A 14,408-nucleotide genomic window follows, 5' to 3' on the forward strand; every position below is an offset into this window, starting at 1 on the left:
GGCTTCCCTCTCGTACGAGAGTTATTTGGCATTGACTATCAAGCACACTGTTGAGTTCTCAAGGAACAGACGCGCATCCTCGCTCTTCCCTTGCGGGTCCTGCTCGGAGGCAACCGTTCAAACTTACTCCATCTGCTTTCCGTTGTCCAATCCGGTTTCTTTCGAATCCGGAGGGGCGGAGAGCGTCCGAATCCCGTCACGACACAGCGATGCTGCATCAGATCTGGGAGCGGTTCTCCCAGCGGGACCGGCCACGAGCTCTCTCCTTGCGGAGGCCTGCTCGCTGTCCGTTCCTCCCTGCCGGGTGAACGAGTAGAACGTTACGCGGAGGATTCCGCAGGGGTCAAATCCGTGACCGGTGACGCCGGTCACCCCTCCCGCCGGGCGCGATACCGTGTGCCTGTCGGCAGAGCTGCCGGCCCCGGCATCATGCCGTTCCCTGCAGGAGCACGCCATGCTCGAAGCCATCGGCTGGATCGGATCCGCGATCCTCGTCTTCTCGCTCATCCAAACCCGCATCCTGCGGCTACGGATCCTCAATCTCATCGGGTGCCTCGTCCACATCGGCTACAACACCGCCGTCGGCGTCTGGCCCATGGTCGGCCTCAACGTCGTCCTTGCGATCGTCAACGTCGTGCAGCTGCGCAGGCTCCTGCGGGAGCGCCACCTCACCGACGGCGGCTACGACGTCCTGCCCACCGCGGTCGACGCGCCCGTCCTCGAGCACCTGCTCGCACGCCACCACGACGACATCGCGGCCCTCCACCCAGGCCCCGTCGCTCCCGCCGAGGCAACCGACGCGTTCCTCGTCCTGCGCGGGGACGAGACCGTCGGCGCCGTCCTCCTCCATGACACCGGCGACGGGACCGCGCGACTCACCCTCGACCACGTCATCGAGCGCTACCGCGACTTCACCCCCGGTGAGCACGTCTTCCGTCGCCCCGGCCCCCTGACCGGACGCGGCTACACCCGCGTCGTCACCCGCCCCGGAATCACCGGTCGCACCGCCTCCTACTACGAGGCCGTCGGCTTCGAACGCGACGCGACGACCGACGAGTTCGTCCTCACCCTCGACGCGGGATAGCCCAGCGACGCAGACAGCGCCCGCCGTCCGCACCCGAACGGGTGGAACGGCGGGCGCCGTCGTCACACCGACGATCACCGCGACGCCCGCAGCAGCAGGCCGCGGCTGGCACGAGGCCCCTAGACCCAGACGAGCGCCTGACCCGGCTCGTGAAGGACGGCAGCGACGTCCGCGAGGACGCGGCTCGCCAGCTCGCCATCGACCAGCCTGTGGTCGACGCTCAGCGCCAGCTGCGTCACCCAACGCTTCTTGATCTTGCCCTTGTGCACCCACGGCTGCTCGCGGATCGCGCCGAACGCCAAGATCGCCGCCTCGCCGGGGTTGAGGATCGGCGTACCCGTATCGATGCCGAAGACACCCACGTTCGTGATCGTGATCGTGCCGTCCACCATGTCTGCGAGCGGCGTCTTGCCCGTCCGCGCGAGCGCCGTGAGCCCACCGAGAGCCTGCGCAAGCTGCAACAAGGTCGCACGGTGGGCGTCCTTGATGTTCGGAACCATGAGACCGCGCGGCGTGGCCGCCGCGATCCCGAGGTTGACGTAGTGCTTGTAGACGATCTCCTGCGCGGCCTCGTCCCAGCTCGCGTTGATCTCGGGGTGCCGGTCGATCGCGATGAGCAACGCCTTCATGGCAACGAGCAGCGGCGTCACGCGGACCTCCGCAAAATCACGGTCCGCACGCAGCCGCTCGACCAGACGCATCGTCCGCGTGACGTCGACCGTGTGGAAGACCGTGACGTGCGGAGCCGAGAACGCGCTCGCCACCATCGCCTCGGCAGTGCGCTTGCGCACCGACCGCACCGGGACGCGCGTCTGGCGACCGTCTGACGTCACCGCACCTTGCGCGAGCCACGGGTTGTCGTCGTCGTTCGGGTACGTCGCGAGCGTGCGCGGATCGATGCGCTCCGCCTGCCCCAGCACGTCCTCACGCGTGACGAGCCCGCCCGGGCCCGTCGGGACGATCGACGTGAGGTCGACGCCCAGGTCCCGTGCGAGCTTGCGCACAGGCGGCTTGACCCGGACACCCGACGCCGACGACGCAGAAGCCGGGCTCGACGCCGAGGGCGCCGGCGCAGGAGTCGCCGGACGCGCGGGAGCCGACGCGTCGGCAGGCGCAGCGCTTGCACGCGACGGCGCGGGTGACGACGGCGCGGCAGGCGCAGCGCTCGCACGCGACGGCGCGGCAGCCGACGACGTGGCTGTGGGCTGCGCCCGCCGCGGCCGACGCGTCGGTGCGTGCTCCGCCGTGCCGTACCCGACGAGAACCGCGCCCGACCCCGAGTCAGCATCGCCGGGCTCCGCCGCCGCGACAGCCGGAGCCGAGCTCGCGGCCGTACCCGACACAGCAGCCGGAACCGCGACGCCACCCGGATCCGTGTCGATGACGATGATCGGCGTCCCGACGTCGACCGTCGTGCCCTCGGGCGCGAGGATCTCCGCCACCACACCCGTCCACGGGCTCGGCAGCTCGACGAGCGACTTCGCCGTCTCGATCTCGACGATCGTCTGGTTGACCGTCACCTCGTCACCCACCGCGACGAGCCACTGGACGATCTCAGCCTCGGTCAGGCCCTCGCCGGCGTCGGGCAGAGGAAAGGACTCAAAGGTCGGCACAGCGTCTCCGTCTCAGAAAGCCAGCGAGCGGTCGACCGCGTCAAGGACGCGGTCGAGCCCGGGCAGGTAGTCGTGCTCGATCTTCGCGACCGGATACGGCGTGTGGAAGCCGCCCACACGCAGCACAGGCGCCTCGAGCGAGTAGAAGCACTCCTCGGACACGCGCGCCGCGACCTCGCCGCCCACACCGTGGAAGACGGGCGCCTCATGGATGACCACGCACCGGCCCGTGCGACGCACCGAGTCCGCGATCGTCGGGAAGTCGATCGGTGAGATCGAACGCAGGTCGATGACCTCGAGGCTGCGCCCCTCCGCCTCCGCAGCGGCCGCAGCCGCGAGCGCCACATGAACCGACGGCCCGTACGCGACGAGCGTGAGATCCGTGCCCGGCCGCGCGACGACCGCGCGGTCGAGGCAGTCATGACCGATGGCCTCGTACGCGGTCGGCACACCCGCCTCAGGCAGCGCGAGCGGCGCCACCTCGACCGGACCCTTGTCCCAGTAACGTCCCTTGGGCTCGAGGAAGAGCACCGGATCCGGCGACGCGATTGCCTCGCGCAGCATGAGATAGGCATCGGCAGAGTTCGACGGCGAGACCACACGCAACCCGGCCGTGTGCGCGAAGAGCGCCTCGGGGCTCTCCGAGTGGTGCTCGACCGCACCGATGCCACCGCCGTAAGGAACACGGATGACGATCGGGAGCGTCACGCGACCCGAGGTGCGGTAGTGCATCTTCGCCAGCTGCGTCGTGATCTGGTCGAACGCCGGGAAGATGAAGCCGTCGAACTGGATCTCGAGAACCGGCCGATAGCCCCGCATCGCCAGACCGATCGCGGTCCCGACGATGCCGGACTCCGCGAGCGGCGTGTCGACGACGCGGTCCTCACCGAACTCGGCCTGGAGCCCGTCCGTCACGCGGAAGACCCCGCCGAGCCGGCCGACGTCCTCACCCATGACCAGAACCTTCGGGTCCTCCGCGAGCGCCTGACGCATCGCGAGCGTGATCGCCTTCGCAAGCGGCAGCGCAGTCGTCCCCACGGGGAACGGGGCCACGCGGGCCTCACCCGCGGCGGTCGTCGTCATCGTGGTCATCGGGCACCTCCGTCGGCGAAGCCGGACTCGTACTCGGCGAAGAACGCGCGCTCATCCTCAAGAACGGCGTGCGCGCTCGCGTACACGTGATCGAACATGCTCGACGCGGGCGGCGCTTCCATCGTGCGCACGGTTTCGCGCACGCGCGCGCCGAGAGCGCCCGCTTCCTCGCGCACCTCAGCCGCCCAGGAGTCCTCCCACGCGTCCTCGCGGCGCAAGAGCGCCTCGACACGAGCGATCGGGTCGCGGTCGCGCCACTGCTGCTCAAGCTCCCGCGTGCGGTAGCGCGTCGGGTCGTCGGACGTCGTGTGCGCACCCATCCGGAACGTGAACGCCTCCACGAGGCTCGGGCCCCCGCCCGAACGTGCCCGCTCGAGCGCCTCCTGGGTCACGGCGTAGGTCGCGAGCACATCGTTGCCGTCGACCCGGATGCCCGGGACACCGAAGCCCTCACCGCGACGCGCGACCGGAACCCGGAACTGGCGGTCGTTGGGCTCGGAGATCGCGAACTGGTTGTTCTGGCAGAACAGCACGAGCGGCGCCTGGTTGACCGCCGCGAAGACGAGCGCCTCGTTGACGTCGCCCTGCGCGGTCGCACCGTCGCCGAAGTACGTGACCACCGCGGTGTCGACCGTCGGGTCGCCCGTCCCGACGACGCCGTCTCGCTGGACGCCCATCGCGTAGCCCGTCGCGTGCAACGTGTGCGAGCCGATGACGAGGGTGTAATTGTGGAACCGGTGCGCCTCGCCGTCCCAGCCGCCGTGGTCGATCCCGCGGAAGAGTCGAAGGATCTCGGCGAGGTCGACGCCGCGCGTGTGCGCGACGCCGTGCTCGCGGTAGGAGGGGAAGACGTAGTCCTGGGGCGCGAGCGCGCGCCCGGACCCGACCTGCGCAGCCTCCTGGCCGAGGCACTGGGCCCACAGGCCGAGCTGCCCCTGGCGCTGGAGCGACGTGGCCTCGTCGTCGAAGGCACGCACGAGCACCATGTCGCGCCACAGGTTCCGGACGTCGCCGTGATCGAGGTGGGCCGCGCGTTCGCGGTAGCCCTCCCAGCGGTCGTCCGTCGTGCGCTCACCCGTGGGGGTGAGCAGCTGCACCATCGGAACGTCTGAGCCGTTCTGGCCCGTGCGCTCGGTTGCGTCGTCGGTCACGAAGGGTCTCCCCGAGAGCTTTCGGCAGGACGCCGACCGCGGCCGACGTTGGCTACGGTTGCGTAACCTACGCCAGCGTAAGCAGATGGGATCGACGAAGGGATGGGCTGGCGCGCCACGAGCAGCGACAGATCTTTGTAGGAGTCCCACAAAGCCGTTCGTGAGACCCGACGGCTGTCCTCGTCAGCGCTCCGAGCGGTCCGCACGACCGATCGCGAGAGATCCGCAGAACGACACGATCGAGACGAGCAGCGCCGCGACGATCGCCGTCCAGAACCCACCCTCGATGCGGATGCCCCACGACGTCTGCTCGGTGATCCACGCGGTGAGCATGAGCATGAGTGCGTTGACCACGAACGTGAAGAGGCCAAGCGTGAGGATGTAGAACGGCGTCGACACGAGCGCCACGATCGGGCGGACGGCCGCGTTGATGACACCGAAGATGGCCGCAGTCCCGAGGAGGACCGCGATCTTGCCCTCCGTCGAGCTCGATCCGACGAGGAAGAAGCCCGAGACGAGCAGCGACGTGATCCACAGGGCGAACGCGTTGACGATGACACGCAGAACGAAGCTCATGACGTGATCCTGCCAGCACCGCACTCCCGTGTCAGTGGGATGCTGTCCCCGTGAGCGACTCCCCCCAGCTGCGGCCCGCCGTCGGCGCGCTGCCCGCCTACGTCCCCGGCGCCCGCGCAGGTGCAACCTCGTTCAAGCTGTCCTCGAACGAAAACCCGTACCCCGTGCACCCGGCCGTCCTCGCCGCGATCGCCGACGCCGCGCAGGACACCAACCGGTACCCCGACATGCACGCGACCGAGCTGTGCACCGCGATCGCCACCATGATCGGCGTGCGTCCGGGCGAGGTCGTCGCGGGCAACGGGTCCGTGGCCGTCCTCTCGCACATCCTCGCGGCCTTCGTCGATGCGGGCGACGAGGTCGTCATGCCATGGCGGTCGTTCGAGGCCTACCCCATCGCGGTACAGATCGCGGGCGGGTCCCAGGTGCGCGTTCCCCTCACCGACGGCGGTCGGCTCGACCTCGCAGCCATGGCCGCGGCCGTCACGGAACGCACCAAGGTCATCCTCGTGTGCACGCCCAACAACCCCACCGGCCCCGCCGTCCACAGGGACGAGCTCGAGACCTTCCTCGCGGCGGTCCCGCGCCGCGTCGTCGTCGTGCTTGACGAGGCCTACGTCGAGTTCGTCCGCGACCCGCAGGCGCCCGACGGCGTCGCGACCTACGCGGCCCACTCCAACGTCGTCATGCTGCGCACGTTCTCCAAGGCCTACGGCCTGGCCGGGCTGCGCGTCGGCTATGCGGTCGCGCGGCCACGGCTCGCGGCCGGGATCCGCGCGTGCGCGACACCCTTCGGCGTCTCGCACGTCGCCCAGCTCGCCGCCCTCGCCGCAATCGCCCACCGCGACCGCCTGCTCGAGCTCGTCGACGAGATCGTCGACGAACGCACCCGGCTCGTCGGGCAGCTCCGCGCCCAGGGCTGGGACCTGCCCGAGACCCAGGCGAACTTCGTGTGGCTGCCGCTCGGCGAGCAGACCGTTGCCCGCGCGGCCGAGGCAGCGAGCGCCGGGGTCGTCGTCCGTCCCTTTGCGGGCGAGGGGATCCGGGTGAGCGTCGGTGAGCCCGAGGCGACCGATCTCTTCTGCCAGATCACCGCAACGTGGCGCGACGGGTCCTGACCCAGCGCGCGAGCACCTCGGCGCAAGCGGGATCATGAGGACTGCGGAGCATAGATCGCGACGCCTCCCGGGATGAGATCTTGCACGGGCCCGTGCCCGTGCCCGTGCCCAGCGACCTCGCGGACCACGCCGTCGATCGCAGCCGTCACGGTTGACCCCTCGAGCGCCTCCGCCACGCGCGCGCCATTGCCGATCGCATGCCTGCTGTCCTCCGCCGCGTGAGGCGTGCCGAGCGCCTCGGCCGGGTTGAGGTTGATGGTCGTCCGCGACGGGGTCGCGGGGTTGGGCCGGCCATCGAGCGCATGCACCAGATCCCCCGCGGTCTCGTAGTGCGCCGCCACAACCGACGGTGGCAGGTCGATCCCGCCGCTGGGTGACCCCACCGTGATGAGCCCTCCGTCGCCGCGCTCCGCTGCGAGCCGTGTCGCGATGATGCCACCCTGGCTGTGGCCCACAAACACGACCTTCTCACCCGCCCGGATGCCCGCCGCCGCCATCGCCGCCTCGACCGCGCGCAGGGAGCGCTCACGTGTGCCGCGCAGCAGCCCGGTGTTGTTCGCGTACGAGCGCGCATGATCAGCCTCGTAGAAGTCCTTGCGCCGGGGGTCCGGCTTCCCTTCGCTCCCCGGGATGTAGACGACCCAGGCACTCGAACCGTCCGCGAGCAGGTTGCGCTGAATCCCGACAGCGCCGTCGCGCGCGTCACGGTTGATGGCTTCGAGCGTCCGCAGGGCCTCAGCCGACGTGCCGGCGCGGCGCGCGTCCGCGACGGCCGGCTGGGCCACCATCGCCGGGGTCGCCAGCTCGGCGCGGGTCTTGCGGGTGCGCAGCCACGTGAGGGGTTGGATGAACCCCAGATCCGTCACGTCGGTCAGCAGGTCCGCGGTTCCCGCACGCGTCAACGGATCGCGCGCGCCCATCGCCCACGTGAACGGCGCGGCGAGCGGGCTCCAGGTGGCCGACGCAGCGGCGCGCGCGTTCGTGAGGACATCGAGCGCCAGACCCACGTAGTCGACATTGGCCAGGCCACGACGCACGACGTCGGTGACGGACGAGAACACCGATCTCTCTGCGCCCTCATAGATCGTGCGGGCCGCCGTCACGTCGCCGGCCAGCAGCCTCGCCTCACGGACCGCAGCGTCGAGCCCATCCCCCACGCGCCCGAGGTCGTACCTCACGTCCGCCGCCTTGCCTGAGGCCACGCTCCAGGCCGTGCGCACCCCGCCGCTCAGGGGCGAGACACACGCCTCGCCCGTCACGCGCCTCACCTCGAGACCGACTCGCTCGGTCACCGCGTCGAGGTCGGCCACGGCCGCAGCCTGCTGAGCCGACGCGCCCTCCAGAGCGGATGCGAGCGACCTGAGGTCGGTCGCCAGCTCGTCCAGGTCGTCGAGGTTGATCCGCGCGTCCAGCGTCCCTCCGGCCACGCTGACCCCCGCGGGCAACGGCGGCGGGGCAAGGCCGGGACCGCGCCCGTCGCTGCAGCCAGGGGGCGTGCCGCTCACGGCTGCACCGACCGAGCGAGCTCCGCTGCGGACTCGGCGGCACCCATCGCCTGCGTCAACGACATGAGTGCCGTCTCAACCTCGGCACAGGTCGCCTCGACCGTCACGAGGGCCTCGCTCAGGTCCCCGAGGAGCGAGAGGAACCGGGTGGCCGAGTCCGAGCGCCACGACGTCCCGCTCACCTGTCGAAGCGTCGCGTGCGCGGCCGTCAGGGCCCCGGACACCTCGCTCATGCGTGAACCCACCCACGTGATCTCTGACCCGAAGGGTGCGGGATATGCGGGCAGCGGCGTGTAGATGTCTTCGATCATGCGGCCGACGGTAGGGGCCCCCCGGTCGACGCGCGCGGCCGCTCCTCACATCCGTGGACGGCACGCGAGAACCCTGCCCTGTGGTCAGGTCGCAGGCCGGACGACCCCGCCGCAGCGCGTGCCCGCCGTGGCAGGATGCTGCCATGCCTTCGACGACGCCCACGCCCGTGCCCGCCCGCGTCAGCCTCGCCGACGCGAACCCGCCGATCGCCCTCGGCGCGCTCGACGGTCGGTACCGGCGCTCGGTCGCACCCCTCGTCGACCACCTCTCCGAGGCCGCGCTCAACCGCGAGCGCCTCCACGTCGAGGTCGAGTGGCTCATCCACCTCACCGAGCAGCAGGTCGTCCCCGGCGCCCGCACGCTCACCGAGAACGACAAGGGCTACCTGCGCGCCATCGTCGCCGACTTCGGCGCCGCCGGGATCTCGGAGCTCGCCGAGATCGAACGACAGACCGTCCACGACGTCAAGGCCGTCGAGTACTTCATCAAGCGCCGCATCGCCGCCGCCCCCGGCACGCTCGGGGACGACACCGCCCTGCCGTCCGTGAGCGAGCTCGTCCACTTCGCGTGCACGAGCGAGGACATCAACAACCTCTCGTACGCACTCATGGTCCAGGGCGCCGTCCGCGCCGTGTGGCTCCCCGCCGCCGACGCCCTCGTCGACCAGATCGTCGCCATGGCCCGCGAGCACGCGGACGTCCCGATGCTTGCGCGCACGCACGGCCAGCCCGCAACGCCGACGACCGTCGGCAAGGAGCTCGCCGTCCTGGCCCACCGCCTCCGCCGCCAGACGCGCCGCATCGACACCGCCGAGTACCTCGGCAAGCTCAACGGCGCGACCGGCACCTACGGCGCGCACCTCGCAGCCGTTCCCGGAGCCGACTGGCCCGCGGTCTCCCAGAGCTTCGTCGAGCACCTCGGCCTCACGTGGAACCCCCTGACGACGCAGATCGAGTCGCACGACTGGCAGGCCGAGCTCTACGCCGACATCGCACGCTTCAACCGCATCCTCCACAACCTCGCAACCGACGTGTGGACGTACATCTCCCTCGGCTTCTTCACCCAGATCCCCGTGCCCGGGGCGACCGGCTCCTCGACCATGCCGCACAAGGTCAACCCCATCCGCTTCGAGAACGCCGAGGCCAACCTCGAGATCTCGAACGCGCTTCTCGACACGCTCGCCGCAACCCTCGTCACAAGCCGCATGCAGCGCGACCTCACCGACTCCTCGACGCAGCGCAACATCGGCACCGCATTCGGCCACTCCCTGCTCGCGATCGACAACGTCGCCCGCGGCCTCACCGCGCTCGCCGTCTCCGAGCCCACGCTGCTCGACGACCTCGACCACAACTGGGAAGTCCTCGGCGAGGCCATCCAGTCCGCCATGCGCGCCGCCGGGGTTGCAGGCGTCACCGGCATGGAGAACCCCTACGAGCGGCTCAAGGAACTCACGCGCGGCCACCGCGTCACCGGCCCCGAGATGCGGGAGTTCATCGGGACGCTCGGCCTGCCGCGCGACGTCACCGAGCGGCTGCAGGCCATGACGCCGGCGTCCTACACCGGCATCGCCTCGAGCCTCGTCGAGCGCTACCTCTGACGCCCACGCGGGCGGCTCCGTCACCGCGGTGACGGAGCCGCCCGCGTGTCACAACGCGTCGGTGCGGCGCAGGATCGCGCCCTCACGCATCGCCCACGGGCAGATCTCGACCTCCGCGACCTTGAGGGCCCGCATCGCCTCCTCAGCGACGATCGCGCCCCCGACGATCTGATACGTGCGCTCCGGAGTGATGCCCGGGAGCTCGGTACGACCCTGAGCCGTGAGCCGTGCCAGCCGCGGGACCCAATCGGCGAGCATGGAGCGGCGCAACCGCCAACGATCGTCGGGCCCTACCGCCTCGACCTGCATACCCGCGAGCCGCGCGAGCGAACGGAACGTCTTCGACGTCGCCACGACGTGATCCGGCCGCGGACGCTCCTCAAGGGCGCCGAGCGCCTCCCCCAGGACACCGCGCGCGTAGCCGCGCAACGCGTCGACCTGCGCGGGCGTCGACACGTCCGTGTCGAGGAACTGGATCGTCGACCGCCCCGCGCCGAGCGGCAGCGAGAACGCGATGTCAGGAACCTCGCCCTCCCCGTACGCAACCTCGAGCGAGCCGCCCCCGATGTCGAGCAGCAGGATCCGCCCGGCACCCCAGCCGTGCCAGCGCCGCGCCGCGAGGAACGTGAGCGCCGCCTCCTGCTCGCCCGAGAGGATGCCGATCGACTCCCCGAGGATCTCCTCGATCCGCGCGATGACCTCGCCACCGTTGGGTGCCTCGCGGATCGCCGACGTCACGAGGACAAGCAGCTCGGCGATCCCGCGCTCGCGCGCGAGCTCACGCCCGTCACGCACACCCGCCGCGATGAGCTCGATGCCCGCCTCGCCGATCGAGCCGTCGGGCTCGAGAAAACGCATGAGCCGCACGACCGAGCGCCGGCTCGCCACCGGCACGTGCGGACGGCCGCGCTCGGCATCGACGACGAGCATGTGCACGGTGTTGGACCCGACGTCCAGGACTCCCAGCCTCATGGGGAGACGCTACAGGCGAAGCACCCTCAACGGCGGTTGATGACGGCCTTCGTGCGGCCCGAGCCCTTCTTGACGATCTTGCCCTTCGCGAACGACTGCGTGCACACGCGCTTGGAACCCTTGCCCTTGCACGTGCGGTCGCTCGTCGGCAGCCCGAGCTTCTTCTGAGACTTGAGGAAGACCGTCCGGAAGTGGCCCGTCACCGCGACCGTGTCACGACCCGTGCGCGAGACGAGCGTGGCCTTGGCGAACTCCTGTCGGCACGTGTTGACGCCCTTGCGCTTGGTGCACCTGGTCGCGGCCTTCGCGTAGCCGTAGTTGCGGCCCGCCTTGCGCTGCGCGTTCCACTCGGCGCCGATCCGGCCGTTGGCGTGCTGGACCCCGTACTTGGGGTGCGACGTGACCACGCCCTTGCTGAAGTCCTGGCGGCACCACTTGCCACCCGTCACCTTCGCGCACTTGCGAGCCGATGCGGGCCAACCGAGCGATCCGCTGCGCCCGCCCTTGCGCACCCAACGCTTCGAGAAGTCACCCGTCACCGCGTGTGTTCCATACGTCGGCTGCGTCGCCGCGTAGCCGCCCTGGAACTTCTGCGTGCACGACCGACCAGACTTCGTGCAGCGCTGCTCGGCACGCGGCATGCCCAGCGCTCCGTTGCGCCCGCCTGCCTTGACCCATGCAGAGGCGAGCCGGCCGAGGACGACGCGCGTGCCCGTCGTCGGTGACGTCGCACCGTAGCCGCCCGTGAACCTCTGCGTGCACCGACGGTCCTTGCCACACCGCTGCGCGGCCTTCGGCCAGCCGAGCGCACTCGTCTGCGAGCCGAGGCGCACCCACTTCGTGCGGATCGCACCCCGGGCCATCGTGAAGCCCTTCGACCCCGACGACGCGATCGTGCCGCCCGCGAACGTCTGGACGCAGTAACGCGGCGACCCGGTGGTGCACCTGACGTTCGCGCGCTGCACCCCGAACGCGCCATCGACCCCACCCGTGCGCAGCCACGCCGACTGCACGGGACCCGTCACGCCGATCGTCGTCGAGCCGAACCATTGCGTGAACAAGCGCCAGAAGTTGCGGTTGCCGTAGGACGAGCACGCATCGCCCGTGCCCGAGAGGTTGCTCATCGCCGCGGCGTTGGGTGTGTACGGCGTGTAGTAGTAGAGGCCTGCCGTCGCCTTGTTGGCGATCTTCACGGTCTTGGTTCCACAGCTGAGCTTGGGGTGGTACTGGATCTCGTGCGTCTGGCCCGCGGGGCGCCAGCTGTAGATTCCGGGCTCATTGGCGTACCGCTGGTACTGGCGACCAGCCCCGTACACCTGGTTGAAGAAGCCCTCATTGGCAGGGTTGCAGCCACCCGAGTCGGGGCAGGCAAAGCCGGTCGCAGCGTCGTACTGGCGCTGCGTCGGCGCCTTCGCGGTCACGAGGCCCTGCTCCTTCTGCAGGAGCACGAGAAGCGACTTCGCGCTCACGCCGCACGCCTTGGCGACCTTGGCGATGACGGTCGAGGCACGCTCGTTCTTGCTGCCCCGGTAGGCGCGGCAGTAGCTGTTGGCCTTGACCGACGCCGTCGTCAGCCGGAAGTTCTTCAGGCACGTCGGCCCTGACGTGGCCGCGCAGTCCGGCACCTTGTCGACGAGGAACGACTGGATCTGCGACGCGCTGAGGTCGGCTCCCGCGAAGAACACGTCATCCGTGATGATGCGGCCCGCGTCGAAGCGGCCGAGGGGGGTCGAGACGACCTGGTCGTCGTCGGCTGCCCTCGCGACGGGCGTGACAGACGCCGCTGACGACGCTGCGGCCGGCGCAGCCTCGACGACGGGCACGCCGAGCCCCACGACGAGCGTCGCCCCGCACACGAGCGCGGTCATCCGCCTGGCGCGCCCGCGTGGGTCCTCAGCGGACGGCAGGGGTGTTGCGCGGGTGTGCCTCATCATTCGCCACATCGTGTGCTTCCGTCCCAGCGTCCTCGTCCGTGCGCGGCTGCCCGCCGTTGCGGAACCGTCGGCCGCCGCGTGCGGTGAGCGTCCGAGCGCGGCATCGTCGCGCCCGGCCCGACCACCGTACGACGCCCGCGCGCCGCGCGCACCCCCCTTATCGGGTGCGAGCAGCGACCGCCGCCTTGGCCGCGAGCAGCGCCGCGTGCCGGCGCGCGAACGCGGCACGACGTGCCGCACGCGCCGCCGCCTGCCCTGACGCTGGCGATCCGCAGGAGTCCGTCTCCGCCGCCGCCTCTGCCGCCTCGCGCTCGGCAGCTGCTGTGAGCTCGATCGCCACACCACGGACGAGCGCATCGATCGTGCGTCGCGACTCCCGCCGGGCGAGCTCGCTCAGCCCGTCAGCGACGAGCGCGTCGGCGTGCGCGACGGGCTCGGCGCCCGCCGCCGGTGCGTGCGCACCGATCGTCGCGAGGTCGAGGAGCATCACACCCTCGACATCGCCCACGGCCGCCTCGACATCGCGCCGCAGCGCCAGGTCGAGGATGACGAGCGGTCGGCCGAGAGGGTCAGGCTCGTGTGCCCGCATCTCGGCGCGCTCGGTCGCTCTCTCGCGCGCTGCCGCGACCCCTGCGGCGTCGAGAACATGCCCGACGCGTCCCGAGCACGAGACGACGAGGTCGGCGTCCGCAACCGCCTCGACGAGTCCCTCCGCGCCGACCGCAACCGCACCTCGCGTCGCCGCAAAGTCCTCCGCCCGGCCCGAACGCGAGTGCACGCGCACGTCGACGACGCCGCGACTACGGAGCGCGGCGAACGCGGCACCCGCATACGAACCCGTGCCGACAAGGACGGCTCGGACCTGCCGCCACGGCGGCAGGTTGAGACCGGCAAGATCGAGGCCGACACCGACGACGGACCGGCCGACCGCACCCAGGCCCGTCGCCGACTCGACGCGCCGCGACGTGCGCGACGCCTGCTGGAAGAGAAGATCGAGCGCGGGGGTCGACGTGCCGAGCTCACGAGCCCGCACCGCCGCGCGTCGCACCTGGCCCGCGATCTCACGTTCGCCCACGACCATCGACTCGAGGCCCGCCGCGACGCGCAGCAGATGTTGTGCTGCGTCCTCGGCGGACCGGCGGGTGAGCGCGGACGCGACCTCCGAGCTGCCGAGGCCCGTCGCAGACGCGACGACCTGCTCGACCCGCTCGGCCGCAGCACCGGCGTCGGACGCGTCGACGTAGACCTCGACCCGGTTGCAGGTCGTGAGAACGACCGCGCCGTGGACATCGACCGACCGCGCGGGTGCAGACCTCGCCGGGGCTGGCGCGACGATGTCGAGCGCGAGCCCCGGGCCCACCGAACCGAGCTTCTCGAGCAGATCGAGATCAAGGTCGTGGTGCGACGCGGAGAAGGACCAGATGTTCACGGTGAGAATGATTCAACCATCCACA

12 protein-coding genes are annotated in these 14,408 nt (G+C 70.6%); 3 read left to right on the plus strand and 9 right to left on the minus strand.

Annotation, left to right across the window (positions count from 1 at the left end):
* Window positions 1-454: 454 nt before the first annotated feature.
* Window positions 455-1,084, plus strand: coding sequence for a hypothetical protein (locus ACTVCO_RS00005; RefSeq protein WP_443726332.1), 630 nt, complete (start codon window positions 455-457; stop codon window positions 1,082-1,084).
* Window positions 1,085-1,203: 119 nt separating this feature from the next.
* Here the strand turns inward: ACTVCO_RS00005 and ACTVCO_RS00010 are convergent, their stop codons facing one another.
* The 4 genes from ACTVCO_RS00010 to ACTVCO_RS00025 form a co-directional block, all read right to left on the minus strand.
* Window positions 1,204-2,697: a dihydrolipoamide acetyltransferase family protein gene (locus ACTVCO_RS00010; RefSeq protein ID WP_443726333.1), complete on the minus strand. Its 1,494-nt coding sequence runs from the start codon at window positions 2,695-2,697 to the stop codon at window positions 1,204-1,206.
* 12 nt (window positions 2,698-2,709) lie between these two features.
* The gene (locus ACTVCO_RS00015) at window positions 2,710-3,789 is read right to left on the minus strand and encodes an alpha-ketoacid dehydrogenase subunit beta (protein ID WP_443726334.1); all 1,080 of its coding nucleotides are present in this window, start codon (window positions 3,787-3,789) and stop codon (window positions 2,710-2,712) included.
* Complete coding sequence (pdhA, locus tag ACTVCO_RS00020) at window positions 3,786-4,940, minus strand: pyruvate dehydrogenase (acetyl-transferring) E1 component subunit alpha (protein ID WP_443726335.1); 1,155 nt, start codon at window positions 4,938-4,940, stop codon at window positions 3,786-3,788. The genes ACTVCO_RS00015 and pdhA overlap by 4 nt, the downstream gene beginning before the upstream one ends.
* Before the next feature lie 183 nt (window positions 4,941-5,123).
* Window positions 5,124-5,516 carry a phage holin family protein gene (locus ACTVCO_RS00025; RefSeq protein WP_443726336.1) on the minus strand — a complete coding sequence of 131 codons (393 nt, stop codon included), beginning with the start codon at window positions 5,514-5,516 and terminating at the stop codon, window positions 5,124-5,126.
* A 50-nt stretch (window positions 5,517-5,566) separates the two neighbouring features.
* Here ACTVCO_RS00025 and hisC point away from each other — a divergent pair, with 50 nt between their 5' ends.
* Window positions 5,567-6,634, plus strand: coding sequence for a histidinol-phosphate transaminase (hisC, locus tag ACTVCO_RS00030; RefSeq protein WP_443726337.1), 1,068 nt, complete (start codon window positions 5,567-5,569; stop codon window positions 6,632-6,634).
* A gap of 32 nt (window positions 6,635-6,666) precedes the next feature.
* Here hisC and ACTVCO_RS00035 read toward each other — a convergent pair whose 3' ends face one another.
* Window positions 6,667-8,061 (minus strand): hypothetical protein, encoded by a 1,395-nt coding sequence (locus tag ACTVCO_RS00035; protein ID WP_443726338.1) that lies wholly within the window; start codon window positions 8,059-8,061, stop codon window positions 6,667-6,669.
* Between the two features lie 74 nt (window positions 8,062-8,135).
* Window positions 8,136-8,450 (minus strand): hypothetical protein, encoded by a 315-nt coding sequence (locus ACTVCO_RS00040; RefSeq protein WP_443726339.1) that lies wholly within the window; start codon window positions 8,448-8,450, stop codon window positions 8,136-8,138.
* A 143-nt stretch (window positions 8,451-8,593) separates the two neighbouring features.
* On the opposite strand from ACTVCO_RS00040, the gene purB reads away from it, so the two are divergent.
* The gene (gene purB, locus ACTVCO_RS00045; RefSeq protein ID WP_443726340.1) at window positions 8,594-10,048 is read left to right on the plus strand and encodes an adenylosuccinate lyase; all 1,455 of its coding nucleotides are present in this window, start codon (window positions 8,594-8,596) and stop codon (window positions 10,046-10,048) included.
* 48 nt (window positions 10,049-10,096) lie between these two features.
* Here the strand turns inward: purB and ACTVCO_RS00050 are convergent, their stop codons facing one another.
* The 3 genes from ACTVCO_RS00050 to ACTVCO_RS00060 form a co-directional block, all read right to left on the minus strand.
* The gene (locus ACTVCO_RS00050; protein ID WP_443726341.1) at window positions 10,097-11,020 is read right to left on the minus strand and encodes a Ppx/GppA phosphatase family protein; all 924 of its coding nucleotides are present in this window, start codon (window positions 11,018-11,020) and stop codon (window positions 10,097-10,099) included.
* Between the two features lie 26 nt (window positions 11,021-11,046).
* Window positions 11,047-12,954, minus strand: a complete 1,908-nt coding sequence (locus ACTVCO_RS00055) for an LGFP repeat-containing protein (RefSeq protein WP_443726342.1) — start codon at window positions 12,952-12,954, stop codon at window positions 11,047-11,049.
* 157 nt (window positions 12,955-13,111) lie between these two features.
* Complete coding sequence (locus tag ACTVCO_RS00060; protein ID WP_443726343.1) at window positions 13,112-14,383, minus strand: glutamyl-tRNA reductase; 1,272 nt, start codon at window positions 14,381-14,383, stop codon at window positions 13,112-13,114.
* Window positions 14,384-14,408 lie beyond the last annotated feature (25 nt).

The organism is Sanguibacter sp. A247 (genome assembly GCF_052324925.1).
Lineage (GTDB): Bacteria > Actinomycetota > Actinomycetes > Actinomycetales > Cellulomonadaceae > Flavimobilis.

Coding starts and splice junctions, on each gene's coding strand:
- ACTVCO_RS00005 (WP_443726332.1), top strand. CDS start 455: ATGCTCGAAGCCATCGGCTGGATCGGATCCGCGATCCTCGTCTTCTCG.
- ACTVCO_RS00015 (WP_443726334.1), bottom strand. CDS start 3,789: ATGACCACGATGACGACGACCGCCGCGGGTGAGGCCCGCGTGGCCCCG.
- ACTVCO_RS00025 (WP_443726336.1), bottom strand. CDS start 5,516: ATGAGCTTCGTTCTGCGTGTCATCGTCAACGCGTTCGCCCTGTGGATC.
- ACTVCO_RS00040 (WP_443726339.1), bottom strand. CDS start 8,450: ATGATCGAAGACATCTACACGCCGCTGCCCGCATATCCCGCACCCTTC.
- purB (WP_443726340.1), top strand. CDS start 8,594: ATGCCTTCGACGACGCCCACGCCCGTGCCCGCCCGCGTCAGCCTCGCC.
- ACTVCO_RS00050 (WP_443726341.1), bottom strand. CDS start 11,020: ATGAGGCTGGGAGTCCTGGACGTCGGGTCCAACACCGTGCACATGCTC.
- ACTVCO_RS00055 (WP_443726342.1), bottom strand. CDS start 12,954: ATGATGAGGCACACCCGCGCAACACCCCTGCCGTCCGCTGAGGACCCA.